Here is a 25,474-nt window from a genome sequence, read left to right on the forward strand (position 1 = left end):
ATGCTTGAAGTGAACGCTAAGTAGTTGAATTAGCTGTTTATTTCTGCGTGTGACATTTTTCTTAAAATCGTGCATAAGTTTTTTTGGGGCATAAAAAAACCGGCTTTTACAGCCGGTTTTTTTGTGCCCTGTGAACAGCATCAGACCTTGTCGAGATCCACGTCTTTGGTCTCTTTAAGGCAGAAAATCCCCACGACCAAACTGATCCCGGTCACCAGCACCGGATACCACAGCCCGTAGAAGATATCCCCGGTATACACCACCAGCGCGAACGACACGGTTGGCAGGAAGCCGCCGAACCAGCCATTGCCAATATGGTAGGGCAGGGACATCGAGGTGTAGCGGATGCGGGTCGGGAACAGTTCGACCATCACGGCCGCCAGCGGGCCATAGGTCATGGTCGCGATCAGAATCATCGCCACGATCAGCACCACCACCATTACCTGGTTGACCTGCCCTGGGTCGGCCTTGGCCGGGTAGCCAGCCTGCTCCACTGCGGTGCGCATGGCCGCTTCGTCGTAGCCATTGATGGTCTTTTCACCAATGTTGACCACCACATCGCTGCCGGCCACGTTTACCGAGCTGTACGGCAGGCCCTGCTTGACCAGGAACGTCTTGACCTTGTCGCACGGGCTGTCAAAACGAGCCTTGCCCACCGGGTCGAACTGGAAGGTACAACTTTGTGGGTCGGCGGTGACCACGATAGGCGCCTGCCGGCTGGCGGCGTCGATCTGAGGGTTGGCGTAGTGGCTTAGCGCCTTGAACAGCGGGAAGTACAGCACCGTGGCCAGCAGCAGGCCCAGCATGAGGATCGGCTTGCGTCCAACACGGTCCGATAGCCAGCCGAAGAATACGAAGAACGGCGCACCGATCACCACACTGATGATCAGCAGGGTGTTGGCCTGGGCCGGGTCCATCTTCAGCATCTGGGTCATGAAGAACAACACGTAGAACTGCGCTGTGTAGAAGGTTACGGCTTGCCCGGCGTTGATGCTGAACAGCGCGGTCAGCACCACTTTCAGGTTCGGCCAGGAGGTGAACGACTCACGGATCGGCGACTTGCTGACCTTGCCCTGGGCCTTCATTTTCACGAACGCCGGTGACTCGTGCATGCTCATGCGGATCCAGGTGGAGATGGCCAGCAGCACGATCGACAACAGGAACGGCAGGCGCCAGCCCCAGGTTTCGAACTGGTCGCCACTGATGTAGCGGCTGCCCAGCACCACCAGCAGCGACAGCAACAGCCCAAGGGTGGCAGTGGACTGGATAAAACCGGTGTAGAAGCCCCGTTTGCCATGGGGCGCATGCTCGGCCACATAGGTGGCAGCACCGCCGTATTCACCGCCCAGCGCCAGCCCCTGGAGCATGCGCAGGATCACCAAAATGATCGGTGCGGCAATGCCGATGCTGGCATAAGTGGGTAGCAATCCCACGGCGAAGGTGGACAGGCCCATCAGCACGATGGTGACCAGGAAGGTGTACTTGCGCCCGATCATGTCGCCCAGGCGGCCGAACACCAATGCACCGAACGGCCGCACCAGAAAGCCGGCGGCGAAGGCCATGAGGGCGAAGATGAAGGCGGTGGTGTCGTTCACCCCAGCAAAGAACTGCTTGCTGATGACCGCTGCCAGCGCACCATAGAGAAAAAAGTCATACCACTCGAAAACCGTCCCGAGGGATGACGCGAAAATGATCTTGCGTTCTTCACGGCGGCTGGAGCTGCTGGCCGCCGCACCCTGCTCTTGGATGTAATCCGACATCGTTGCTGTCCTCGGCCCGCAGGCCACAGTGATTATTCTTTTTGTTCCACTGTCGGCGGCTTTTGACCGCAAGCCGCCGGTGTTGCACGCACCCGGGTCAGGGGGTCGGTATTGCGTCTTCGTTCAAGTAGGTCTGGGTAGCAGCTCCTTTGAGGATCAGTTGCGCCGCCTTTTCGGCGATCATCAGGGTCGGTGAACAGGTATTACCGGAGGTGATCTGCGGCATGATCGAGGCATCGGCCACGCGCAAACCGGGGATGCCGTGTACCCGCAGCTGGTTATCCACAACGTCCAGGGCACCGCTGCCCATGCGGCAGGTACCCACCGGGTGGAAGATGGTGGTGCCAATCTTGCCGGCTGCCTCGAACAGCTCTTGCTCGGTTTGCAGGGCTGGGCCTGGCAGGTATTCCTTGGGGTCGAACGCTGCAAGGGCAGGGGCCTGCACGATGCGCCGGGTGAGGCGGATGGCATCGGCAGCCACGCGCAGGTCCTGTGGGTCGCTGAGGTAGTTGGGGTCGATCAGCGGCGTGCTGTTCATGTCGGTGCTGCTGATATCGATACGCCCGCGGCTGGCTGGGCGCAGGTTGCACACCGATGCAGTAAAGGCCGGGAACAAATGCAGCGGTTCACCGAAGCGCTCCAGTGACAGCGGCTGTACGTGATACTGCAGGTTGGCGGTGGCCTGTTCCGGGCTCGAGCGCACGAACGCGCCCAGCTGGCTTGGCGCCATCGCCAATGGGCCGCTGCGGTCATAGAGGTAGCGCAGGCCCATGCCCATCTTGCCCCAGAGGCTGTTGGCCATCTGGTTCAAGGTGCGGGTGTTGCGGATCTGGTAGATCAGGCGCAGTTGCAGGTGGTCCTGCAAGTTGCCACCGACGCCGGGCATGTCGTGACGAACGCCAATGCCCAAGCCTTCCAGCAGGTGCCGCGGGCCGATTCCAGAGCGCTGCAGGATGCCGGGTGAGCCGACAGCGCCAGCACAAAGGATGATCTCACGGCGCGCAGCAAACTCATGCCAGGCACCTTGCCACAACGCCTTTACCGCCCGCGCCCGGGTGTTGTTGAGCAGTACCTGGTCAACCTGAACGCCGGTCAGCACAGTGAGGTTGGCGCGGTCCTTTATCGGCCTCAGGAAGGCTTTGGATGCGTTCCAGCGTACGCCGCTGCGCTGGTTGACCTGAAAGTATCCACAGCCCTGGTTGTCGCCGGTGTTGAAGTCGTCGACCTTGCCGATGCCGCTTTGCTCGGCGGCATCACGGAAAGCATCGAGGATCGGCCAGCTGTAGCGCTGGCGCTCGACCCGCCATTCGCCGTCACCGCCGTGGTGCTCACTGGCGCCGGCGAAGTGGTTTTCGCTGGCCTTGAACAGCGGCAGCACATCTTTCCAGGCCCAGCCGTCATTTCCTTGCTCGGCCCAACTGTCATAGTCGGCCGCCTGGCCGCGCATGTAGATCATGCCGTTGATCGAGGAACAGCCACCCAGCACCTTGCCACGCGGGTAGCCCAGGGCACGACCGCCAAGGCCAGGCTGGGCCTCGGTCTTGAAGCACCAGTCGGTACGCGGGTTGCCGATGCAGTAGAGGTAACCGACGGGTATGTGAATCCAGGGATAGTTGTCGCGGCCACCCGCTTCCAGCAGCAGAACGCGGCAGGAAGGGTCGGCGGACAAACGATTGGCCAGCAGGCATCCGGCGGGACCGGCCCCTACGACCACGTAGTCGAAGACAGAATCGGCTGATGGCATGTGCAACCTCGCGCCCGTTTTTTATTCTTGTCCCGATCCATCTTAGTGCGTAATTTCGTGGGTGAAACACGAGATTTCGCGCAGCCGTTGTGCGTTTTAGCACAGGGGTAAGCCTATACCGGCCTCTTCGCGGGTAAACCCGCTCCCACAGGTTCGGCGCTGCTTCTGAAGGCGGCGCGGTCCCTGTGGGAGCGGGTTTACCCGCGAAAGGGCCGGACGAACAGCCACAAGGATCAGCATGTTCGACTGGAACGATCTGCGGTTTTTCCTCGAGTTGCAGCGTAGCGGCCGACTGCTTACCGCCGCCAAGCGCCTCAACACTACCCACAGCACCGTGGCCCGGCACATCGAGAGCATCGAGCAAAGCCTGGGCACTGCCCTGTTTGTACAGCATGCCCAGGGCTACGAGCTGACCCCCTCCGGCCAAGCCCTGCTCAAGCATGCAGAAGCCATGGAAAACGTCGCGCTGTTGGCGCAGGAAGAAATCACCCAGGCCATCACCCCGTTGGGCAAGATTCGCCTGGGGGTGACCGAAGGCATCGGCATCATGTTTTTCACCCCGCGCATGAACGCGCTGTTCGAGCGCTACCCGGGCCTGGAGGTGGAACTGGTGGCGGTGCCGCGCTTTGTCAGCATCCTCAACCGCGAAGCGGAAATCAGCATTCACCTGGAACGGCCCAACGCCGACCTGTTGATAACCCGCAAGCTCACCGACTACCGCCTGGCGCTGTACGCAAGCCAAGGCTACCTGGACCGCGCGCCGCCACTGCGCAACCGCGAAGACCTGGCCAAGCACAACTGGATCGGCTACGTCGACGACCTGCTGTTCAGCCAGGAGCTGCTGTTTCTCAACAGCTTCTGCCGGGCACCCACCGTGGTGTTTCGCAGCACCAGCGTCATTGCCCAGCAAGCTGCCGCCCGCGCCGGGCTAGGCATCGCCGTACTGCCCAACTACATGGCGCGCCACGATCCGACACTGGTGCGCGTGCTGCCGGGTGAGACCATCCAGCGCAGCTACTGGATATGCACCCGCCGCGAGCTGCACAAGTCTGTGCGCCTGCGGGTGGTGTGGGATTACCTGCTGGCACTGTGTGCGGCGCAACAGGACGAGCTGCTAGCCCAATAGCGCTTTGCCGGCCAGTAGCACTGCCGCCGCCCAACCGGCCATGGCAAACATCTGCTGCAAGCGCGGCCCAGCCAGCCTGGCCGCCAATGGCCGCGCCAGTAACAGGCCGAGCACCGCACCGACGGCAAACGGGGCGCCGACCTGCCAGTGCATGACGCCGGCAAGGCTGGCGCTGACCACACTGCCGGTGGACACCAGCGCGATCACCGCCAGCGAAGTGGAAACGATGCTGGCCATGCGCAGGTTGGTATAGCGGTTCAGGGCCGGGATGATGACGAAACCACCGCCAACCCCGAGCAGACCCGACAGCAACCCAGACAAGGCACCGGTGAATGCCAGGGCTCGTGCGCAGGGCAAGGTCCAGCGCAAGCGGCCTTGCAACGGGTTCAGCACACACGGCTCGATAAAGCGATGAGCGTCATTTGCCTCGCCGCGCAGTTCTTTGGCAGCCTTGCGCCAGATCCGCAGACAGGCATAAACCAGCACCCCGGCGAATACCACCTGCAACGGTGTATTCGGCAGACGGTGCGCCAGCATCAGCCCGAACGGCGCCGCCGCTACGCCGATCAGCGCAATAAACAACGCCGCCCGATAACGCACCAGCCCCTGCCGTAGGCCCAGCATCGCGCCGACCGCCGCTGCCAGGCCTACAGCCAACAGGCCGACCGGTGCCGCCTCGACCATCGACAGCCCTAGGCCGAACACCAGCAAAGGCACTGCGAGAATGCCCCCGCCAGCGCCGGTCAACGCCAGCACGGCACCGATGATTGCCCCCAGGCCCGCCCCCAACAATTGATGTTCGATCACTGCCCACCCTCGGTTACCAGCTGCGGGCGGGCCAGCCACTCACGGCCCTTGAGCATGCCTTGCCAGTACAACGGCGGCAGCGCCTGCGCCTTGAGCAACCAGGCCAGCCGCGTGGGTTTGCGGCCGTCCAGCAACCAGTTGGGGAAGCTTGGTGCCAACTTGCCGCCATAGGTGAATTCCGCCAGGACGATTTTGCCGCGCTCGACAGTCAACGGGCACGAACCATAGCCATCGTATTGGGCAAGGGTAGGCAGCCGGCCCAAGGCCACCAGCACGTTGTTGGCCACTACCGGTGCTTGCTTGCGGGCAGCTGCGGCAGTCTTGGCATTGCTGGTACTGGCCACGTCACCCAGTGCATGGATGTTGGTGTACTTGCGATGGCGCAGGGTATGCGGGTCGACATCGACCCAGCCGGCGTTATCGGCCAAAGGGCTTTCGCGAATAAACGCCGGCGCCACCTGTGGCGGTACCACGTGGAGCATGTCGAATGCCTCGATGCGCGTTTCGCTGCTGCCATCGGGCAGGGTGCGCACGAAGGTGGCGCGCTTGCTCGGGCCATCCACGGCTACCAGTCGGTGGGAGAAATTGAGGTCCACGGCGTATTTTTCGATGTACTTCATCAGCGCGGGCACGTAGTCAGCCACTCCGAACAAAACTGCACCGGCATTGAAGAAGCTGGCTTTCACCGCGCCCAGATGGCCGTTGCGCAGCCAATGGTCACAAGACAGGTACAGCGCCTTCTGCGGCGCGCCCGCACATTTGATCGGCATAGGCGGCTGTGTAAATACGGCACGGCCTTGCTTGAGTTTTTGCACCAGCTCCCAGGTATAGGGCGCCAGGTCGTAGCGGTAGTTGGAGGTGACACCGTTGCGGCCCAGGGTTTCGCTCAGCCCATCGATGGCCGCCCAGTCCAGCGTGAGGCCAGGGCACACGACCAGCTGTTCATAGCTGATGGCGCGACCGTCTTCGAGGATTACCAACTGGCCCGTAGGGTCGAACCCCTGTACCCGCGCCTTGACCCAGCGCACACCGCGCGGGATGGTCGAGGCCATGGTGCGGGCGGTGCTCGGTGCCTTGAACACACCGGCACCGACCATGGTCCAGCCGGGTTGGTAGTAATGCACGTCGGCAGGGTCAATCAAGGCAACGTCCAGCGACGGGTCACGGCTGACCAGGCTGGAAGCGGTGGCGATACCAGCGGCACCGGCACCGACGATGACCACCTTGTGGTGGTCGGTATTGGCAGGGGACAACAAGGCAGGCATGGCGGTAAATCCTGGAAATCTGATTATGGGGCAGGGCGGTTACAGCTTGTTCAGCGGGATTTTCAGGTAGCTCACGCCGTTCTCTTCCGGCGCGGGGAGCTGTCCGCTGCGCATGTTCACCTGCACCGAAGGCAGGATCAGCACCGGCATGTCGAGGGTCTTGTCACGGGCTTCGCGCATGGCGACGAAACTGTCCTCATCGATGCCCTGGTGAATATGAATGTTGCTGGCGCGCTGCTCGGCCACGGTGGTGACGTACTGCATCTCACGGCCACCTGGCAGGTAGTCGTGACACATGAACAGCCGGGTCTGGTCGGGGAACGCCAGCAGACGACGGATCGAGCGGTACAGGGTACGGGCATCGGCCCCAGGGAAGTCGCAGCGGGCAGTGCCGTAGTCGGGCATGAACAGGGTGTCCCCCACAAACACCGCGATCTCGCCGGCGTCTTCGATCATGAAACTCATGCACGCGGGTGTATGCCCCGGCGTGTGCAGCGCCCGCGCGTGCAAGTTGCCAATACGAAAGCCTTCCTCGTCTTCGAGCAGCACATCGAACTGGCTGCCATCTCGGGCGAAGCCAGGCTCTGCATTGAACAACGCACCGAATACTTTCTGCACCTGGGTGATATGCGCGCCGATGGCGGTATGGCCGCCCAGCTTTTCCTTCAGGTAGGCGGCTGCTGAAAGATGGTCGGCGTGTACATGGGTTTCCAGTACCCACCGCACGCTGGCATTCAGTTCGGTCACGCGCTCGACCAGGCGATCCGCCGAAGCGGTGCAGGTGCGCCCGGACTTGGGGTCGTAATCCAGCACACTGTCGATCAATGCGCATTGCCGGTTTTCACGGTCCATGACCAGGTAGCTGATGGTCGAGGTCGCCTCGTCGTAAAAGGCGTCCACGTGAAGGTTGTTGCCGATGATCATCACGTTCTCCAATTTATCCGCCCCCCTTGCAAGGCGTAGGCAGTGACAGGAGGTTTATCAAGATGCATGCCAGCCTTTTCAGCGCGCTTGGGCCAAGGAAACCGGCCGGTTGCAGACAACTGGCAGCAGCAGTGGCAGAGCAGGTGGCAGTCGACTGTCAGCCAATGGCAGTGTTTGGCAGTCCTTGTTACGCTGCTCAGTCATCCAAACGGTGCCGTCATGCCTGAAGCCCATCCCCTCATCCTAGCTCTGGTTTCCTACCTTGAGCACGATGCCCTGCCGGCCATCGTGCTGGACACCGACTACAACATCCTGGCCGCCAACGCCGCCTATCGCCGCCAGTTCGGCCACCATGACCAGGCCCCGCTGGGGGAGAAGTGCCACAAGGTCTCGCACCATTACGCCGTACCGTGCGACCAGGCCGGCGAGCATTGCCCCATGCGCAAGGCCTGGGACAGCAAGGTGCCCGAGCGAGTGCTGCATGTGCATCACACACCACGCGGCCCCGAGCATGTGGATGTCGAGCTGCGCCCGATTCTGGATGAGCAGGGCAGGGTGGTGGCTTTTGTCGAACGCCTGACCACCATCACCCTCGCATCAGCGCAACCTCAAGAGCAGGGCCTGGTCGGCCGTGCGCCAGCCTTCAAGGCCGCCTTGGCCAGCCTGCAACGTGCAGCGCCAGCGCAGATCCCGGTGCTGCTGCAGGGTGAGTCCGGTAGCGGTAAAGAACTGTTCGCCCGTGCGGTGCACATAGGCAGCCCCAGAGCAAACGGCCCGCTGGTGGTGGTGGACTGCACTGGCCTGACGGAGCCGTTGTTCGAAAGCGAGTTGTTCGGTTATGAGAAAGGCGCGTTCACCGGTGCCAACCAACGCAAGATCGGCTTGGCTGAGGCGGCCCATGGCGGCACCCTGTTCCTCGACGAAATTGGCGAAGTACCGCTGGCGATGCAGGTGAAGCTGCTGCGTCTGATCGAGTCCGGCAGCTTCCGCCCGGTGGGCAGCCTGCGCACGGTGCATTCGGATTTCCGCCTGGTATCGGCCACCCACAAGCCGCTCAAACAGATGGTGGCGCAGGGCGCCTTCCGTGAAGACCTTTACTACCGCATCAGCGGCTTTCCGATTCGCCTGCCGGCATTGCGCGAGCGGGTGGAAGACCTGCCGCTGCTCGCGCAGAGCCTGCTGCAGCGCATGGCCACGGCCGGCAAGCCAACGCCCAGGTTGAGTGAGGATGCCTTGCAGCAACTTGGGTTGCATCCGTTTCCGGGCAATATCCGCGAGCTGCGCAACATACTGGAAAGGGCGCGTCTGTTTGCCGATGACGGGCTGATCCGACCTGAGCACTTGCCGGAAGATATCGGGCCGGTGGGGGCGCTGAAAGGAAGCGGCCGTCGTAATGACTTGGGTGAGCTGGCGCAGGCGCTGGAACAGTTCAAGGGCTCGCGTAGCGAACTGGCCAGCCATCTTGGCATGAGTGAACGCACGCTCTATCGCCGCTTGAAGGCCCTGGGGCTGAACTAACGAATATCCACAAACGCGGACTCTGTGGGAGTCAGAGGGTTGATGCGATACAGCATCCACAGCGGTCTCCCTTCTACACCTTTACCCGACCTTTACCTCTGCCCTTACATTAAACGGCTAGAACCGTGGTCTGATTGGTTAACCGCACCCGGTACCCAGACAGTGACAACCGGGCGTTAATAGGCAGAGGACCGCAACACATGAAGAAAACCCTAACCGTGATCTGCGCCGCGCTCATGTTCAGCGCACCGTTGGCCAGCTTCGCGCAGCCGGGCCCACCCGACCGACATGATGGCGGCCCATCGCACCAAGGCAACTCGCCGCATGGTCAGCCGCAGCAACAGGGCCGACATGACAATGGCCGCGGTCCCGCTTACCGTGACCCGAACTTCCGTCCACAACAAGGCATGCCGGTACCTCATCAGCAATGGCAGCGTGGTCATGCCGTGGACCCGCATTACCGTGGTGACCGTTACTGGGTGACCGACTGGAAAGCGCGCCACCTGTATGCGCCACCGCGTGACCACCGTTGGCTGTATGTGAACGGCGACTATGTGTTGATGTCGATCGCCAGTGGCAGGATCGTGAACATTCTTACCGGCTACTGATTTTTTGCAGACACTAAAAAGCCCGCATCAGCGGGCTTTTTAGTGTCTGTCGATTTACACCTGATCAGAAGTCCAGGTTCGACACCGACAGCGCGTTGCTTTCGATGAACTCACGACGCGGCTCGACTGCATCACCCATCAGGGTGTTGAAGATCTGGTCAGCAGCGATTGCATCCTCGATGGTGACCTTGAGCATACGGCGAACGGTCGGGTCCATGGTGGTTTCCCACAGCTGGTCCGGGTTCATCTCACCCAACCCTTTGTATCGCTGGATGGTATGACGCTTGGTGGTCTCGTTCATCAGCCAGTCCAGGCCTTCCTTGAACTCGACGATTGCCTTGCGACGTTCACCACGTTGTACGTAAGCACCTTCACCCAACAGGCTGGAGAGCTTGGCACCGATGTTGACGACGGTCCGGTAGTCATTGCTGCCAAAGAAGTCACGGTTGAACGTGATGTAGCTGGCCAGGCCGTGGGAAGTGATTTCCACTTCCGGCAGCCACACGTTGCGCTCTTTGTCTTCACGCAGGCTGGCGTTGTAAGCCAGGCCAGACTTCTGGCTGGAGTTCAGACGCTCCTGCAGCTTGGCCAGCCAGGCTTGCATCACTGCGTGGTCACCCAACTGCTCCAGGGTCACCTCAGGCAGGTAGACGAAGTGCTCGGTCAGCTCTTCCGGGTACAAACGCGACAGGCGCTTGAGGGTCTTCATGACGCTACGGAATTCGTTCACCAGGCTTTCCAGCTGCACGCCAGAAACCGCTGGAGCCGACTCGTCCAGGTGCAGGCTTGCGTCCTCCAGGGCCGACTGGGTCATGTATTCTTCCATGGCCTCGTCATCCTTGATGTACTGCTCCTGCTTACCTTTTTTCACCTTGTACAGTGGAGGCTGGGCAATGTAGATATAGCCGCGCTCGACCAGCTCCGGCAACTGACGGAAGAAGAAGGTCAGCAGCAGGGTACGGATGTGCGAACCGTCAACGTCAGCATCGGTCATGATGATGATGTTGTGATAACGCAGCTTGTCGATGTTGTACTCTTCGCGGCCGATACCGCAGCCAAGCGCAGTGATCAGCGTGCCCACTTCCTGGGACGAGATCATCTTGTCGAAGCGTGCTTTCTCGACGTTGAGAATTTTACCCTTCAGCGGCAAGATCGCCTGGGTACGACGGTTACGACCTTGCTTGGCCGAGCCACCTGCGGAGTCACCCTCCACCAGGTACAATTCGGAAAGGGCAGGGTCCTTCTCCTGGCAGTCTGCCAACTTGCCTGGCAGGCCGGCGATATCCAGCGCACCTTTGCGGCGAGTCATCTCACGGGCTTTACGTGCCGCTTCACGCGCACGAGCTGCGTCGATCATCTTGCCAACGACGGCCTTGGCCTCGTTCGGGTTCTCCAGCAGGAAGTCGGAGAAGTACTTGTTCATCTCTTGTTCCACGGCGGTTTTCACCTCCGAGGAGACCAGCTTGTCTTTGGTCTGCGAACTGAACTTGGGGTCCGGAACCTTTACCGAAATGATCGCGGTCAGGCCTTCACGAGCGTCGTCACCCGTGGTCGCCACCTTGTTCTTCTTGGCCAGGCCTTCCTGTTCGATGTAGCTGTTCAGGCTGCGGGTCAGCGAAGAACGGAAGCCCACCAAGTGGGTACCACCGTCGCGCTGTGGAATGTTGTTGGTGAAGCACAGCAGGTTTTCGTTGAAGCTGTCGTTCCACTGCAGAGCGACTTCCACACCCACGCCATCTTCACGCTGAACGTTGAAGTGGAACACCTGGGAGTTGACCGGCGTCTTGTTGGTGTTCAGGTACTCGACGAATGCACGCAGGCCGCCTTCGTACTTGAAGAACTCTTCCTTACCGCTGCGCTCATCCTTCAGCAGAATGCCAACGCCCGAGTTGAGGAACGACAACTCGCGGATACGCTTGGCCAGGATGTCCCAGCTGAAGTGGATATTCTTGAAGGTTTCAGCCGACGGCTTGAAGTGGATGTGGGTACCGGTGGTTTCGCTTTCACCGACAACCGCCATCGGCGCTTGTGGTACCCCGTGAACGTAGGTCTGTTCCCAGATCTTGCCGCTACGGCGAACGGTCAGTACGAGTTTCTCGGACAAGGCGTTCACAACAGAAACACCCACGCCGTGCAGGCCGCCGGATACCTTGTAGGAGTTATCGTCGAACTTACCGCCGGCGTGCAGTACGGTCATGATGACCTCAGCTGCGGAAACGCCTTCTTCTTTATGCACGTCGACCGGAATGCCGCGACCGTTGTCGCGCACACTGATGGATTCGTCCGTGTGGATGATGACGGTGATGTCATCGCAGTGACCGGCGAGGGCTTCGTCGATCGAGTTGTCGACCACCTCGAAGACCATGTGGTGCAGGCCGCTACCATCATCGGTGTCGCCAATGTACATGCCGGGACGCTTGCGTACGGCATCCAAACCTTTCAGCACCTTGATGCTGGAGGAGTCGTACGTTTGATTTTCGCTCATGCCTTCACTCCCGATGGTCGTGGGTCTGGGTGATACGGCCTTGTTCCACGTGGAACAAAGCAACTGGCGTTTCCGTCTGCCAGCCTTCCCTCAGTAATTCGTGATCTACACAGGTGATGAACACCTGGCAGCGTAATTCTTCAAGCAAGCGGCACAGCGCGCGGCGATGCTTGTCGTCCAGTTCGGACGGCAAGTCATCCACGAGATAAATACAGTTGCCGCGACGAGCCTGGCTGACGAGGTGGCCTTGGGCAATGCGCAATGCGCACACCACCAGCTTTTGCTGACCACGCGACAGGATGTCGGCCGCGTTATTGGCAGCCAGACGAAGACGCAGATCAGCACGCTGCGGACCGGCCTGTGTATGGCCCATCTGCTGATCGCGAAGGAGAGAGGATGCGAGTACTTCTTGCAGTTCCCGGTCCTTGTCCCAGCCTCGGTAGTAGCTAAGGGTCAACCCGTCCAGCTCGACCAGTTCGCTCAGGGTTCGCTCGAAGACGGGCTTCAAGGCCTTGATGTAGTTGCGACGGTATTCATCTATTTCCGCGCTGGCCAGGCACAATTCCCGGTCCCAGGCGGCTTGCGAAGCTGCGTCAAGTGTACCATGACGCAACCATGAGTTCCGCTGCCGCAGCGCCTTCTGCAGCCTTTGCCAGGCTGGCAAAAAGCGAGGTTCCACGTGGAACACACCCCAATCCAGAAACTGGCGGCGTATCTTCGGGGCACCTTCCAACAGCCGGAAACTGTCTGGGTTGATGAGCTGCAGCGGTAACAACTCCGCCAGCTGGGCGGCGCTCCGTGCGTTCTGCCCATCGATGCGTATGGTGAATTCTCCCTGCCGCTCTCGGGAGACACCCAGGTTGCTGGTGCCACCTTCAGCCAACTGCACTTCGCCAAACACGGTACAGGCAGGCTGTTCGTACTGGATGACCGGGTTCAGGCGGGTGCTGCGAAATGAGCGTGCCAGCCCAAGCAAGTGCACGGCCTCGAGCACGCTGGTCTTGCCACTGCCGTTGGCGCCGTAAAGGATATTGATGCGGGGGGAGGGCGAGAGGGTCACCGGGTGCAAGTTGCGCACCGCGGTGACCATGATCCGTCGAAGGGACATTGCGCCTGCTACAGGTTACAGACGCATCGGCATGACAACGTAGGAAGAATCGTCGTTGCCAGCTTCCTGCAGCAGCGCACTGCTGTTGGAGTCGGACAGGATCAGACGAACTTGCTCGGTAGTCATCACGCCCAGCACGTCCAGCAGGTAGCTGACGTTAAAGCCGATTTCCAGCGAGCTACCTTCGTAGTCCACGCTGATCTCTTCTTCAGCTTCTTCCTGCTCGGGGTTGTTGGCCTGGATCTTCAGTTGGCCAGCCGCCAGTTGCAGGCGAATACCGCGGTACTTTTCGTTGGAAAGAATCGCCGTACGGCTGAAGGCTTCACGCAGCGCCTGACGGTCGCCGACCACCAGCTTGTCGCCGCCCTTGGGCAGTACACGCTCGTAGTCCGGGAACTTGCCGTCCACCAGCTTGGAGGTGAAGGTGAATTCACCGGTCGTGGCGCGAATGTGGTGTTGGCCCAGCACGATGCTGACCATGCCTTCGGGGTCGGTCAGGAGACGCGCCAGCTCCAGGATACCTTTGCGCGGCACGATGACCTGATGGCGGTCCTCCTGCTCGATTGGCGCTGTCATGGAGCACAGCGCCAGGCGGTGGCCGTCGGTGGAAACTGCGCGCAGGGTGTTACGGGAAACCTCCAGCAGCATGCCGTTGAGGTAGTAACGCACATCCTGCTGGGCCATGGCGAAGCTGGTGCGCTCGATCAGACGGCGCAGCTTGCTCTGTTCCAGGTTGCAGGTCAGCGAGCCCGGGCCTTCTTCCACAGTCGGGAAGTCATTGGCTGGCAGGGTCGACAGAGTGAAGCGGCTACGGCCGGCCTTCACCAACAGTTTCTGCTCGTCGACCTTGATATCGATCAGGGCGTCGTTCGGCAGACTTTTACAAATGTCCATCAACTTGCGCGCCGGCACAGTGATTTCGCCAGGCTCGGCCGGCTCTTCCAGTTGTACGCGGCCCACCAGTTCGACTTCCAGGTCGGTACCGGTCAACGACAGCTGCTGGCCTTGCACGACCAGCAATACATTGGACAGGACCGGCAAGGTCTGACGGCGCTCTACGACACCGGCGACCAGTTGCAGGGGTTTCAACAGGGCTTCGCGTTGAATGGTGAAATGCATGGTCTAGTCCCTTGCCTTCAATTAGCTGCGCAGACGGCCATCAGGTCGTCAGCGTCCGCAGCAGGTTCTTGTAGTCCTCGCGGATGTCCGCGTCGGATTCCTTCAATTCGTTGATCTTGCGGCAGGCGTGCAGCACGGTCGTATGGTCACGACCACCGAACATGTCGCCGATTTCCGGCAGGCTGTGGTTGGTCAGCTCCTTGGACAGGGCCATGGCCACCTGACGTGGACGCGCGACAGAACGCGAACGACGCTTGGACAACAGATCAGAGATCTTGATCTTGTAGTACTCGGCAACGGTGCGCTGAATGTTATCCACACTGACCAGTTTATCTTGCAGCGCCAGCAGGTCTTTCAGCGACTCACGGATCAGCTCGATGGTGATATCGCGGCCCATGAAGTGCGAGTGGGCAATCACCCGCTTCAGCGCACCTTCCAGCTCACGTACGTTGGAGCGAATGCGCTGGGCGATGAAGAAGGCCGCATCATGTGGCAGCTCGACCTTGGCCTGGTCGGCCTTCTTCATCAGGATTGCTACGCGGGTTTCCAGCTCTGGCGGCTCAACAGCCACCGTCAGCCCCCAACCAAAGCGCGACTTCAGGCGCTCCTCCAGGCCTTCGATTTCCTTGGGGTAACGGTCAGAGGTAAGAATTACCTGCTGGCCGCCCTCAAGCAGGGCATTGAAGGTGTGGAAAAACTCTTCCTGCGAGCGCTCTTTGCGTGCAAAGAACTGGATATCGTCGATCAGCAACGCATCCACCGAACGGTAGAAGCGCTTGAATTCGTTGATGGCGTTGAGCTGCAGCGCCTTGACCATGTCTGCTACGAAGCGCTCGGAGTGCAGGTACACGACTTTGGCGTTCGGGTTCTTCCTCAGCAGGTGGTTACCCACAGCATGCATAAGGTGGGTTTTACCCAGGCCAACGCCGCCGTACAGGAACAGCGGGTTATAGCCATGCTTGGGGTTATCAGCCACCTGCCAGGCAGCCGCGCGCGCCAGCTGGTTCGACTTACCTTCGACGAAGGTGTCGAAGGTGAAAGTGCGATTCAGGTAGCTGGTGTGCTTGAGCGCACCTTCCACCTGGACGGTGCGCTGTTCGGTCCGGGCATTGCTGGCTGGCGCCGACACAGGCTCGGCCATGGCATCAAAGCTGTCACGCGAGGACGGCTCTGCCAATTCATTGACCAGTACAGGCTCGGTGGCCGTGACAGCAACGGGTTCGACCGCTGCCGCTACCGGCACAGGCTTTTGTGCCTGGCTCTGCGACCGGGTCTGCGCCAGCGAAGCGGCTACCGCGGCGCTGACAGGCGCGTTGGGCGCTGCACGTGGGGCTGAGCTGCGGCGGCTGCCTATTAATAAGGAAAGGGCAGGCGCAATGCCGCTGCCGTTCTCACCCAACAGCTCGAGCAAGCGGCTCAGGTACTTTTCATTGACCCAATCGAGAACGAAACGGTTAGGCGCATAGACGCGCAACTCGTCGCCTTCGGCTTCGACCTGTAGCGGACGGATCCAGGTGTTGAATTGCTGGGCAGGCAGTTCATCGCGCAGAAGCTCCACGCACTGCTGCCAAAGTTCCACTGACACGGATATCCCCTGAGTTTGAAAGCCGGATGAGGCAAAAGCAAACCGCCATTGTACCGGTCGAGCGTTCAGTTATCCACATGTGGACACGTTAGGAACCATGACAAAACAGCCATTTATCGACCAAAAAGGCTTTGCCTCACTGTGAATAAGCCCTGTGGATAAACGACCATGAGGGCTATGCACAACCCTGGGTCCAGATCTGTTGATAACTCAGCTGTGGATAAGCGGCATTTTAATCCACAGGTTTCGACCACGATGGAAACAAGCGCAGCACCGGTTGAGAACAAGGTTTTAAAACTCTGTACAGCTCGTATTTATTGGCCTACAGAAGGTTATCCACAGAAGGTTATCCACCTAAGATTTATAAGTTATTCAGAAAAGCTTTTTATATGTCTCTTCTTTTTTTTCATGTTGTCCCCGATTCGTGTGTCCGATCAAGCACCCCCTTGAGGATGACCGAGCAGGCACCGTCCATCACACGGCCTATAGGGAATAGCTGGTTGGAAATTGACCTACGGGCTTGCTTTCTCTAGAATCGCCGGTCTCTTAAAAAGGGGGCCATCCCGGCCCGTCGTCGACAAACCAGGTAACACGCCATGAAACGTACTTTCCAACCAAGCACCATCAAGCGCGCCCGCACCCACGGTTTCCGTGCCCGTATGGCTACCAAGAACGGCCGTGCTGTTCTGTCGCGTCGTCGTGCCAAAGGCCGTAAGCGTCTGGCCATTTGATTTTTCGGCACAGGTGGTGAGTCAGGACTTCAGTCGGGAAAAGCGACTGCTTACACCCCGACACTTCAAAGCGGTCTTCGACTCCCCAACCGGCAAGGTTCCAGGGAAAAACCTGCTGATCCTTGCTCGCGAGAACGGTCTCGATCACCCACGTCTCGGCCTGGTGATTGGCAAGAAGAGCGTCAAGCTCGCCGTTCAACGCAACCGCCTCAAGCGCTTGATGCGCGATTCCTTTCGTCTGAACCAGCAATCGCTTGCCGGGTTGGACATCGTGATCGTCGCGCGCAAGGGATTGGGTGAGATAGAAAACCCGGAATTGCACCAACACTTTGGCAAGCTCTGGAAACGCCTGGCACGCAGCCGGCCAACACCAGCAGTCACCGCCAATTCCGCAGGGGTAGACAGCCAAGATGCGTAAACTGGCACTCGTTCCGATCCAGTTTTACCGTTACGCCATTAGTCCTCTGATGGCCAGTCACTGTCGTTTTTTCCCCAGTTGCTCCTGTTACGCTTATGAAGCCATCGAAAACCATGGCCTCTGGCGTGGTGGGTGGCTGGCCGTTCGTCGCCTGGGGCGTTGTCATCCGTGGAATGACGGCGGTTTCGACCCCGTTCCACCCGCTCCTTCCTCCCGAACTTCTTCGATAGCCGAGTAATCATGGATATTAAACGCACGATCCTGATCGCCGCGCTGGCAGTCGTGTCCTACGTCATGGTCCTGAAGTGGAACGATGACTACGGCCAAGCTGCCCTGCCGACTCAGAATACTGCTGCCAGCACTGTTGCTCCGGGTTTGCCTGATGGCGTGCCGGCCGGTAACAACGGCGCCAGCGCCGATGTACCAAGCGCCAACGCCGAATCGAGTGCTGCCGAACTGGCACCGGTCGCACTCAGCAAGGACCTGATCCGCGTCAAGACCGACGTCCTGGAACTGGCTATCGATCCGGTCGGTGGTGACATCGTCCAGTTGAACCTGCCGAAGTACCCACGCCGTCAAGACCACCCGAACATTCCATTCCAGTTGTTCGACAATGGTGGTGAGCGTGTCTACCTGGCACAAAGCGGCCTGACCGGTGCCAACGGCCCGGATGCCCGCGCCAGCGGCCGTCCGCTGTATGCCGCCGAACAGAAGAGCTACCAGCTGGCCGACGGCCAGGAACAACTGGTGGTCGACCTGAAGTTCAGCGACAACGGTGTCAACTACATCAAGCGCTTCAGCTTCAAGCGCGGTGAGTACGACCTGAATGTCAGCTACCTGATCGACAACCAGAGCGACCAGGCCTGGAGCGGCAACATGTTTGCCCAGCTCAAGCGTGACGCCAGCGGCGATCCGTCCTCGAGCACTGCCACTGGCACCGCCACCTACCTGGGCGCAGCCCTGTGGACAGCTTCCGAGCCTTACAAAAAGGTCTCGATGAAGGACATCGACAAGGGTAGTTTGAAAGAAAATGTGTCCGGCGGCTGGGTTGCGTGGCTGCAGCACTACTTCGTGACCGCCTGGATTCCGGCCAAGTCGGACAACAACGTTGTCCAGACCCGTAAGGACAGCCAGGGCAACTACATCATCGGCTACACCGGCCCAGCCCTCAGCGTTCCTGCGGGTGGCAAGGTCGAAACCAGCGCCATGCTGTACGCCGGCCCGAAGATCCAGTCCAAGCTCAAAGAGTTGTCCCCAGGCCTGGAACTGACCGTCGACTACGGCTTCCTGTGGTTCATCGCCCAGCCGATCTTCTGGCTGCTGCAACATATCCACAGCCTGCTGGGTAACTGGGGCTGGTCGATCATCGTGCTGACCATGCTGATCAAAGGCCTGTTCTTCCCGCTGTCGGCTGCCAGCTACCGCTCCATGGCGCGCATGCGAGCTGTTGCGCCCAAGCTTGCCGCGCTGAAGGAACGCTTCGGTGACGATCGCCAGAAGATGTCCCAGGCGATGATGGAGCTGTACAAGAAAGAGAAGATCAACCCGCTGGGCGGCTGCCTGCCGATCCTGGTGCAGATGCCGGTATTCCTGGCCCTGTACTGGGTACTGCTGGAAAGCGTGGAAATGCGCCAGGCCCCATGGATGCTGTGGATTACCGACCTGTCGATCAAGGATCCGTTCTTCATCCTGCCGATCATCATGGGCGCCACCATGTTCATCCAGCAGCGCCTGAACCCGACGCCGCCGGATCCGATGCAGGCCAAGGTGATGAAAATGATGCCGATCATCTTCACCTTCTTCTTCCTGTGGTTCCCGGCTGGTCTGGTGCTGTACTGGGTTGTGAACAACTGCCTGTCGATTTCGCAGCAGTGGTACATCACTCGCCGTATCGAAGCAGCCACCAAAAAAGCTGCTGCTTGACGGGCTAGTACGCTAGCCTGTGAATAAAAAACGCCCCCTAGTGGGGCGTTTTTGCTATCTGTCGTTTTTGTCGTAGAGGCTTTCGAGCATGAACACTGTGCGTGAAACCATCGCCGCCATCGCTACCGCCCAAGGCCGCGGTGGTGTGGGTATTGTCAGGTTGTCCGGCCCTTTGGCCAGCAAGGCCGGGCAGTTGATCACCGGTCGTACGCTGACCCCTCGCCATGCCCATTACGGACCGTTCCGCGACGATGAAGGGCGGGTGCTGGACGAGGGGATTGCGTTGTTCTTCCCTGGGCCGAACTCGTTCACCGGCGAAGATGTGCTCGAACTCCAGGGCCACGGTGGCCCGGTGGTGCTGGACATGCTGCTGCAGCGCTGTGTACAAGTTGGCTGTCGCCTGGCCCGCCCGGGTGAATTCAGCGAACGTGCGTTCCTCAACGACAAGCTCGACCTGGCCCAGGCCGAAGCCATTGCCGACCTGATCGAGGCCAGCTCCAGCCAGGCGGCACGTAACGCCCTGCGCTCGCTGCAAGGGGAATTCTCCAAGCGTGTGCACAGCCTGACCGAGGCGCTGATTGCCCTGCGCATCTACGTCGAGGCAGCAATCGACTTCCCTGAAGAGGAGATCGATTTCCTCGCCGATGGCCACGTCCTGTCGATGCTCGATGCAGTGCGCGGCGAGTTATCCACCGTGCAACGTGAGGCCGGGCAGGGTGCCTTGCTGCGTGACGGCATGACGGTGGTCATCGCCGGGCGGCCGAACGCCGGCAAGTCGAGCCTGCTGAATCAGCTGGCTGGTCGGGAAGCCGCCATTGTCACCGATATCGCCGGCACCACCCGGGACATCCTGCGCGAACATATCCACATCGACGGTATGCCGCTGCACGTGGTCGATACCGCCGGTTTGCGTGATACCGATGACCATGTGGAAAAGATCGGCGTAGAACGCGCCCTGAAGGCCATTGGCGAGGCCGACCGTGTGTTGCTGGTGGTCGACTCCACCGCGCCGGAGGCCAGCGACCCGTTTGCCCTATGGCCCGAGTTTCTCGCTCAGCGGCCGGACCCGGCCAAGGTCACGCTGATTCGCAACAAGGCCGACCTGAGTGGTGAGCGGGTAGCGCTGGAACAGTGCGATGACGGCCATGTGACCATCACCCTCAGTGCCAAGGGCGACGACACAGGGCTGCAACTGCTGCGCGACCATCTCAAGGCCTGCATGGGTTACGAACAGACGTCAGAGAGCGGCTTCAGTGCCCGCCGGCGCCACCTGGATGCCTTGCGCCAGGCCAGCGAGCACCTGGAGCACGGCCGTGCACAGTTGACCTTGGCGGGCGCAGGAGAGCTGCTGGCAGAGGACTTGCGCCAGGCACAGCATGCCCTGGGGGAAATTACCGGGGCGTTCAGCTCGGATGACCTGCTGGGGCGGATTTTCTCCAGCTTCTGCATCGGCAAGTAATCCACAGCCAGACAAGGCCAAGCGCCGCTCCTTAGGGAGCGGCTTTTTTTTGCCTGAAATTCGTTGCAGGAAGAGACCACAGTGAAGTCAACAGCGCACCTGTGGGAGCGGGCATGCCCGCGAAGACGCCCGTACAACCGCTAGATCTCTATGGCTGGGCCGACGCTTTTGCGGAAAACCGGCTGTCGCCTTGTCCGCATCTGTCGCGAACTTGAGTATTTTTTCATCCACAACCTGAAAACTGCGCTCAGGAGCCCTGTGGAAAACCCATCTTCAGCTCAGTTGATAAGCAGGCTTTTTTTCTGAGGAAAAATCCCCCTGTGGGTAAATAGCCATTTCATCCACAGGCTAAATGACGTTATCCATAGCCCTCATGGCACTCCAGACACAGGGTTTAATTTCTCTCTACACAGCGCAAATCATGGCCTACAAAGCTTTATCCACAGATATCGTTGTGCATAAGAATAAACATAAAAACAAAGCTTTTATAAATTTCTTCTTGTTGATTTCTGTTGTCTGCCACTCATCCACAGACTGGTCAAAATTTGCTCAGACGGTTTCTTTAAAGGGGGTGAAGTCCCTATACTTGTCGGCTTACCTTCTCTATTCGCAAAAACAGGCACGAGGTGCGTGGTGGATTTCCCTTCCCGTTTTGAAGTGATCGTCATCGGCGGCGGCCATGCCGGTACCGAGGCTGCGCTTGCGTCTGCACGCATGGGTGTGAAAACCCTGCTGTTGACCCATAACGTGGAAACCCTCGGTCACATGAGCTGCAACCCCGCCATCGGCGGTATTGGCAAAAGCCATCTGGTCAAAGAGATCGATGCCCTCGGCGGCGCCATGGCGCTGGCCACCGACAAGAGCGGCATCCAGTTCCGCGTTCTGAACAACCGCAAGGGCCCGGCGGTACGCGCCACCCGTGCACAGGCCGACCGCGCCATCTACAAGGCGGTGGTGCGTGAAATCCTGGAAAACCAGCCGAACCTGTGGATATTCCAGCAGTCCTGCGACGACCTGATCGTCGAGCAGGACCAGGTCAAGGGCGTAGTTACCCAGATGGGTTTGCGTTTCTTCGCAGAATCCGTAGTACTGACTACCGGTACCTTCCTGGGCGGGCTTATCCACATTGGCCTGCAAAACCATTCCGGTGGTCGCGCCGGTGATCCACCCTCGATCGCCCTGGCCCACCGCATGCGTGAACTGCCGCTGCGCGTCGGCCGCCTGAAAACCGGCACTCCGCCACGCATCGATGGGCGCTCTGTGGATTTCTCGGTGATGACCGAGCAGCCAGGTGATACGCCGATCCCGGTCATGTCCTTCATGGGCAATGCCGAAATGCACCCACGGCAGGTGAGCTGCTGGATTACCCATACCAATGCGCGTACCCACGAAATCATCGCCTCGAACCTCGATCGTTCGCCGATGTACTCGGGTGTGATCGAAGGTGTCGGCCCGCGCTACTGCCCATCGATCGAAGACAAGATCCACCGCTTCGCCGACAAGGAAAGCCACCAGGTGTTCATCGAGCCGGAAGGCCTGAACACCCACGAGCTGTACCCCAACGGTATCTCCACTTCGCTGCCGTTCGACGTGCAGCTGGAGCTGGTGCGTTCGATCCGCGGCATGGAAAACGCCCACATCGTCCGCCCGGGCTACGCCATCGAGTACGACTACTTCGACCCGCGTGACCTCAAGTACAGCCTCGAGACCAAAGTCATCGGTGGCCTGTTCTTCGCCGGGCAGATCAACGGCACCACCGGTTACGAAGAAGCCGGTGCCCAGGGCCTGCTGGCCGGGACCAACGCCGCATTGCGCGCACAGGGCCGCGACAGCTGGTGCCCGCGCCGCGACGAGGCGTACATCGGCGTGCTGGTCGACGACCTGATTACCCTGGGTACCCAGGAGCCGTACCGCATGTTCACCTCGCGTGCCGAGTACCGCCTGATCCTGCGCGAAGACAACGCCGACCTGCGTCTGACCGAGAAAGGCCGTGAACTGGGCCTGATCGACGACCAGCGCTGGGCCGCCTTCTGCGCCAAGCGTGACGGCATCGAGCGTGAGGAACAGCGCCTGAAGTCGACCTGGGTTCGGCCGAACACCGAGCAAGGCCAGGCGATTGTGGATAAGTTCGGCACGCCGCTCAGCCACGAGTACAGCCTGCTCAACCTGCTGGCGCGCCCGGAAATCGACTACGCCGGGCTGATCGAGGCGACTGGCGGTGAAGCGATCGATCCACAGGTCGCCGAGCAGGTCGAGATCCGCACCAAGTACGCGGGCTACATCGACCGCCAGCAGGATGAAATCGCTCGCTTGCGCGCCAGTGAAGACACCCGCCTGCCTGTGGATATCGATTACTCGACGATTTCTGGCTTGTCCAAGGAGATTCAGGGCAAGCTGGGTCAGACCCGGCCGGAAACCCTGGGCCAGGCTTCGCGCATTCCCGGCGTGACCCCGGCGGCGATTTCCCTGTTGCTGATTTACTTGAAAAAACGCGGCGCTGGCCGCGAATTGGAGCAAAGCGCTTGAGTTCCCTGGTCACCCCGCAACACGCTGAAGAGTTGTCCACAGGCGCGCGCCAGCTCGGTGTCGAGCTGAGCGCCGAGCATCACGAGAAACTGCTTGGCTACCTGGCCCTGTTGATCAAATGGAACAAAGCCTACAACCTTACGGCGGTGCGCGACCCGGACGAGATGGTGTCGCGCCATCTGCTCGACAGCCTGAGCGTCATGTCGTTTATCCACAGCGAGCGTGACAACTGGCTGGATGTGGGCAGCGGCGGTGGCATGCCGGGTATTCCTTTGGCTATCCTGCATCCGCACAAGCGCGTGACGGTGCTGGACGCCAACGGCAAGAAGACCCGCTTCCTGACCCAGGTGAAAATGGAGCTCAAACTGGACAACCTCACGGTTATCCACAGCAGGGTCGAAGCCTTCCAGCCGGCTCAGCCGTTCGACGGAATCATCTCCCGCGCCTTCAGCAGCATGGAGAACTTCACCAACTGGACCCGCCATCTGGGCGACACCGGGACGCAATGGCTTGCAATGAAGGGGCTGCATCCTGCCGATGAACTGGTAGCATTGCCCGCAGACTTCACAGTAGAAAGCGAACAGGCCCTGACCGTTCCGGGTTGCCAGGGCCAGCGCCATCTGCTGATACTGCGCCGCAAGGCATGACTGGGAACACGCGCATCAATGGCTAAGGTATTCGCAATCGCGAACCAGAAAGGTGGTGTAGGCAAGACCACCACCTGTATCAATCTCGCCGCCTCGCTGGCCGCGACCAAGCGTCGTGTGCTGCTGATCGACCTCGATCCGCAGGGCAACGCCACCATGGGCAGCGGTGTGGACAAGCACGAGCTCGAGCACTCGGTCTACGACCTGCTGATCGGGGAATGCGACCTGGCCCAGGCCATGCATTACTCCGAGCATGGTGGGTTCCAGTTGCTGCCGGCCAACCGCGACCTGACCGCCGCCGAGGTGGTGCTGCTGGAAATGCAGGTCAAGGAGAGCCGTCTGCGCAACGCCCTGGCGCCAATCCGCGAGAACTACGACTTCATCCTCATCGACTGCCCGCCGTCGCTGTCGATGCTCACGCTCAACGCCCTGGTCGCTTCCGATGGCGTGATCATCCCCATGCAGTGCGAGTACTACGCACTCGAAGGTCTCAGCGACCTTGTGGATAACATCAAGCGCATCGCCGCCCGGTTGAATCCGGAGCTGAAGATCGAGGGCCTGCTGCGGACCATGTACGATCCTCGCCTGAGCCTGAACAACGATGTTTCGGCGCAGCTGAAGGAGCACTTTGGCCCGCAGCTGTACGACACGGTCATTCCGCGCAATATTCGCCTGGCCGAGGCCCCTAGCTTCGGCATGCCGGCCCTGGCTTACGACAAGCAATCGCGCGGCGCGCTGGCCTATCTGGCCCTGGCTGGGGAACTGGTTCGCCGTCAACGCCGTCAATCACGCACTGCACAAACAACTTAAGGAATCCGTATGGCCGTCAAGAAACGGGGTCTCGGACGTGGGTTGGATGCACTGCTCAGTGGTCCTTCCGTCAGCGCGCTCGAAGAGCAGGCTGTGAAGATCGACCAGAAAGAACTGCAACACCTGCCGGTCGAGCTGATCCAGCGTGGCAAGTACCAGCCGCGCCGGGACATGGACCCGGAGGCGCTGGAAGAGCTCGCGCACTCGATTCGCAGCCATGGCGTGATGCAACCGATCGTGGTCCGCCCGATTGGCGAAAACCGCTACGAGATCATCGCCGGTGAGCGCCGCTGGCGCGCGACCCAGCAGGCCGGCCTGGACACGATCCCGGCCATGGTCCGCGAAGTGCCCGATGAAGCCGCCATTGCCATGGCGCTGATCGAGAACATCCAGCGCGAAGACCTCAACCCGCTGGAAGAGGCCATGGCCCTGCAGCGTCTGCAGCAGGAGTTCGAGCTCACCCAGCAACAGGTGGCTGATGCCGTGGGCAAGTCGCGGGTAACCGTGGCCAACCTGCTGCGCCTGATCACCTTGCCTGAGGCGATCAAGACCATGCTCGCCCACGGTGACCTGGAGATGGGTCACGCACGCGCATTGCTCGGTCTGGACGAGAACCGTCAGGAGGAGGGGGCGCGTCATGTTGTCGCACGTGGTCTCACCGTGCGCCAGACCGAGGCACTGGTTCGCCAGTGGCTCAGTGACAAGCCTGATCCGGTCGAACCGAGCAAACCTGATCCGGATATCGCACGCCTTGAACAGCGGCTCGCAGAGCGCCTGGGCTCGGCCGTTCAGATCCGTCATGGCAACAAGGGCAAAGGTCAGTTGGTTATTCGTTACAACTCGCTTGACGAGTTGCAAGGCGTGCTTGCTCACATCCGCTGAAACAATTCCTGTTGTAGCGCGCAGTCGGA

21 protein-coding genes are annotated in these 25,474 nt (G+C 60.2%); 12 read left to right on the forward strand and 9 right to left on the reverse strand.

Features of this window, described 5'->3' with window-relative positions; genetic code table 11:
* Nucleotides 1-140 precede the first annotated feature (140 nt).
* Nucleotides 141-1,760 (reverse strand): MFS transporter, encoded by a 1,620-nt coding sequence (locus tag N805_RS22235; protein WP_019471028.1) that lies wholly within the window; start codon nt 1,758-1,760, stop codon nt 141-143.
* A 97-nt stretch (nt 1,761-1,857) separates the two neighbouring features.
* The gene (locus N805_RS22240; protein WP_019471027.1) at nt 1,858-3,504 is read right to left on the reverse strand and encodes a GMC family oxidoreductase; all 1,647 of its coding nucleotides are present in this window, start codon (nt 3,502-3,504) and stop codon (nt 1,858-1,860) included.
* 238 nt (nt 3,505-3,742) lie between these two features.
* On the opposite strand from N805_RS22240, the gene N805_RS22245 reads away from it, so the two are divergent.
* Nucleotides 3,743-4,630: a LysR family transcriptional regulator gene (locus tag N805_RS22245; protein ID WP_019470316.1), complete on the forward strand. Its 888-nt coding sequence runs from the start codon at nt 3,743-3,745 to the stop codon at nt 4,628-4,630.
* On the opposite strand, the gene N805_RS22250 is transcribed toward N805_RS22245, so the two are convergent.
* Genes N805_RS22250 through N805_RS22260 form a run of 3 tightly spaced genes read right to left on the reverse strand, consistent with a single transcriptional unit; the run spans nt 4,619 to nt 7,626 of the window.
* Complete coding sequence (locus N805_RS22250; RefSeq protein WP_019470315.1) at nt 4,619-5,437, reverse strand: sulfite exporter TauE/SafE family protein; 819 nt, start codon at nt 5,435-5,437, stop codon at nt 4,619-4,621. The two genes, N805_RS22245 and N805_RS22250, sit on opposite strands and share 12 nt — an antisense overlap.
* The gene (locus N805_RS22255; RefSeq protein WP_019470314.1) at nt 5,434-6,702 is read right to left on the reverse strand and encodes an NAD(P)/FAD-dependent oxidoreductase; all 1,269 of its coding nucleotides are present in this window, start codon (nt 6,700-6,702) and stop codon (nt 5,434-5,436) included. The genes N805_RS22250 and N805_RS22255 overlap by 4 nt, the downstream gene beginning before the upstream one ends.
* A gap of 39 nt (nt 6,703-6,741) precedes the next feature.
* Complete coding sequence (locus tag N805_RS22260; protein ID WP_019470313.1) at nt 6,742-7,626, reverse strand: MBL fold metallo-hydrolase; 885 nt, start codon at nt 7,624-7,626, stop codon at nt 6,742-6,744.
* Between the two features lie 219 nt (nt 7,627-7,845).
* Here N805_RS22260 and N805_RS22265 point away from each other — a divergent pair, with 219 nt between their 5' ends.
* Nucleotides 7,846-9,144: a sigma-54 interaction domain-containing protein gene (locus N805_RS22265; protein ID WP_019470312.1), complete on the forward strand. Its 1,299-nt coding sequence runs from the start codon at nt 7,846-7,848 to the stop codon at nt 9,142-9,144.
* 200 nt (nt 9,145-9,344) lie between these two features.
* Nucleotides 9,345-9,752: an RcnB family protein gene (locus tag N805_RS22270; protein ID WP_019470311.1), complete on the forward strand. Its 408-nt coding sequence runs from the start codon at nt 9,345-9,347 to the stop codon at nt 9,750-9,752.
* Nucleotides 9,753-9,816: 64 nt separating this feature from the next.
* Here the strand turns inward: N805_RS22270 and gyrB are convergent, their stop codons facing one another.
* From gyrB to dnaA, 4 genes are read right to left on the reverse strand one after another with little or no spacing between them, the layout of a single operon-like run.
* The gene (gene gyrB, locus N805_RS22275; protein ID WP_019470310.1) at nt 9,817-12,237 is read right to left on the reverse strand and encodes a DNA topoisomerase (ATP-hydrolyzing) subunit B; all 2,421 of its coding nucleotides are present in this window, start codon (nt 12,235-12,237) and stop codon (nt 9,817-9,819) included.
* A 4-nt stretch (nt 12,238-12,241) separates the two neighbouring features.
* Entirely contained in the window at nt 12,242-13,345 is a 1,104-nt protein-coding gene (gene recF, locus N805_RS22280; RefSeq protein ID WP_019470309.1) for a DNA replication/repair protein RecF, read from the reverse strand.
* A 15-nt stretch (nt 13,346-13,360) separates the two neighbouring features.
* Nucleotides 13,361-14,464: a DNA polymerase III subunit beta gene (gene dnaN, locus N805_RS22285; RefSeq protein WP_016497344.1), complete on the reverse strand. Its 1,104-nt coding sequence runs from the start codon at nt 14,462-14,464 to the stop codon at nt 13,361-13,363.
* 40 nt (nt 14,465-14,504) lie between these two features.
* Nucleotides 14,505-16,049 carry a chromosomal replication initiator protein DnaA gene (gene dnaA, locus N805_RS22290; RefSeq protein WP_019470308.1) on the reverse strand — a complete coding sequence of 515 codons (1,545 nt, stop codon included), beginning with the start codon at nt 16,047-16,049 and terminating at the stop codon, nt 14,505-14,507.
* Between the two features lie 596 nt (nt 16,050-16,645).
* On the opposite strand from dnaA, the gene rpmH reads away from it, so the two are divergent.
* The 9 genes from rpmH (at nt 16,646) to N805_RS22325 (ending at nt 25,445) form a co-directional block, all read left to right on the forward strand.
* Nucleotides 16,646-16,780, forward strand: a complete 135-nt coding sequence (gene rpmH / locus N805_RS30210; RefSeq protein WP_003253163.1) for a 50S ribosomal protein L34 — start codon at nt 16,646-16,648, stop codon at nt 16,778-16,780.
* 13 nt (nt 16,781-16,793) lie between these two features.
* Complete coding sequence (rnpA, locus tag N805_RS22295; RefSeq protein WP_019470307.1) at nt 16,794-17,198, forward strand: ribonuclease P protein component; 405 nt, start codon at nt 16,794-16,796, stop codon at nt 17,196-17,198.
* Nucleotides 17,191-17,436 (forward strand): membrane protein insertion efficiency factor YidD, encoded by a 246-nt coding sequence (gene yidD, locus N805_RS30215; protein ID WP_075046823.1) that lies wholly within the window; start codon nt 17,191-17,193, stop codon nt 17,434-17,436. Before rnpA ends, yidD begins: the two co-directional genes overlap by 8 nt.
* Nucleotides 17,437-17,438: 2 nt before the next feature.
* Nucleotides 17,439-19,121 (forward strand): membrane protein insertase YidC, encoded by a 1,683-nt coding sequence (gene yidC / locus N805_RS22300; RefSeq protein WP_019470306.1) that lies wholly within the window; start codon nt 17,439-17,441, stop codon nt 19,119-19,121.
* Nucleotides 19,122-19,209: 88 nt separating this feature from the next.
* The gene (gene mnmE / locus N805_RS22305; RefSeq protein WP_019470305.1) at nt 19,210-20,580 is read left to right on the forward strand and encodes a tRNA uridine-5-carboxymethylaminomethyl(34) synthesis GTPase MnmE; all 1,371 of its coding nucleotides are present in this window, start codon (nt 19,210-19,212) and stop codon (nt 20,578-20,580) included.
* A 633-nt stretch (nt 20,581-21,213) separates the two neighbouring features.
* Nucleotides 21,214-23,106, forward strand: coding sequence for a tRNA uridine-5-carboxymethylaminomethyl(34) synthesis enzyme MnmG (mnmG, locus tag N805_RS22310; RefSeq protein WP_026034341.1), 1,893 nt, complete (start codon nt 21,214-21,216; stop codon nt 23,104-23,106).
* Nucleotides 23,103-23,753: a 16S rRNA (guanine(527)-N(7))-methyltransferase RsmG gene (gene rsmG, locus N805_RS22315; protein WP_019470303.1), complete on the forward strand. Its 651-nt coding sequence runs from the start codon at nt 23,103-23,105 to the stop codon at nt 23,751-23,753. Before mnmG ends, rsmG begins: the two co-directional genes overlap by 4 nt.
* 18 nt (nt 23,754-23,771) lie before the next feature.
* Nucleotides 23,772-24,563, forward strand: a complete 792-nt coding sequence (locus tag N805_RS22320; protein WP_016489914.1) for a ParA family protein — start codon at nt 23,772-23,774, stop codon at nt 24,561-24,563.
* A 9-nt stretch (nt 24,564-24,572) separates the two neighbouring features.
* Nucleotides 24,573-25,445, forward strand: coding sequence for a ParB/RepB/Spo0J family partition protein (locus N805_RS22325; RefSeq protein ID WP_019470302.1), 873 nt, complete (start codon nt 24,573-24,575; stop codon nt 25,443-25,445).
* Nucleotides 25,446-25,474 lie beyond the last annotated feature (29 nt).

The organism is Pseudomonas putida S13.1.2 (genome assembly GCF_000498395.2).
Lineage (GTDB): Bacteria > Pseudomonadota > Gammaproteobacteria > Pseudomonadales > Pseudomonadaceae > Aquipseudomonas > Aquipseudomonas putida_Q.

Coding starts and splice junctions, on each gene's coding strand:
- mnmE (WP_019470305.1), top strand. CDS start 19,210: ATGAACACTGTGCGTGAAACCATCGCCGCCATCGCTACCGCCCAAGGC.
- yidD (WP_075046823.1), top strand. CDS start 17,191: ATGCGTAAACTGGCACTCGTTCCGATCCAGTTTTACCGTTACGCCATT.
- yidC (WP_019470306.1), top strand. CDS start 17,439: ATGGATATTAAACGCACGATCCTGATCGCCGCGCTGGCAGTCGTGTCC.
- dnaN (WP_016497344.1), bottom strand. CDS start 14,464: ATGCATTTCACCATTCAACGCGAAGCCCTGTTGAAACCCCTGCAACTG.
- N805_RS22235 (WP_019471028.1), bottom strand. CDS start 1,760: ATGTCGGATTACATCCAAGAGCAGGGTGCGGCGGCCAGCAGCTCCAGC.
- N805_RS22265 (WP_019470312.1), top strand. CDS start 7,846: ATGCCTGAAGCCCATCCCCTCATCCTAGCTCTGGTTTCCTACCTTGAG.
- N805_RS22320 (WP_016489914.1), top strand. CDS start 23,772: ATGGCTAAGGTATTCGCAATCGCGAACCAGAAAGGTGGTGTAGGCAAG.
- gyrB (WP_019470310.1), bottom strand. CDS start 12,237: ATGAGCGAAAATCAAACGTACGACTCCTCCAGCATCAAGGTGCTGAAA.
- N805_RS22270 (WP_019470311.1), top strand. CDS start 9,345: ATGAAGAAAACCCTAACCGTGATCTGCGCCGCGCTCATGTTCAGCGCA.
- recF (WP_019470309.1), bottom strand. CDS start 13,345: ATGTCCCTTCGACGGATCATGGTCACCGCGGTGCGCAACTTGCACCCG.
- N805_RS22325 (WP_019470302.1), top strand. CDS start 24,573: ATGGCCGTCAAGAAACGGGGTCTCGGACGTGGGTTGGATGCACTGCTC.
- rpmH (WP_003253163.1), top strand. CDS start 16,646: ATGAAACGTACTTTCCAACCAAGCACCATCAAGCGCGCCCGCACCCAC.
- N805_RS22260 (WP_019470313.1), bottom strand. CDS start 7,626: ATGATCATCGGCAACAACCTTCACGTGGACGCCTTTTACGACGAGGCG.
- N805_RS22245 (WP_019470316.1), top strand. CDS start 3,743: ATGTTCGACTGGAACGATCTGCGGTTTTTCCTCGAGTTGCAGCGTAGC.
- N805_RS22255 (WP_019470314.1), bottom strand. CDS start 6,702: ATGCCTGCCTTGTTGTCCCCTGCCAATACCGACCACCACAAGGTGGTC.
- N805_RS22240 (WP_019471027.1), bottom strand. CDS start 3,504: ATGCCATCAGCCGATTCTGTCTTCGACTACGTGGTCGTAGGGGCCGGT.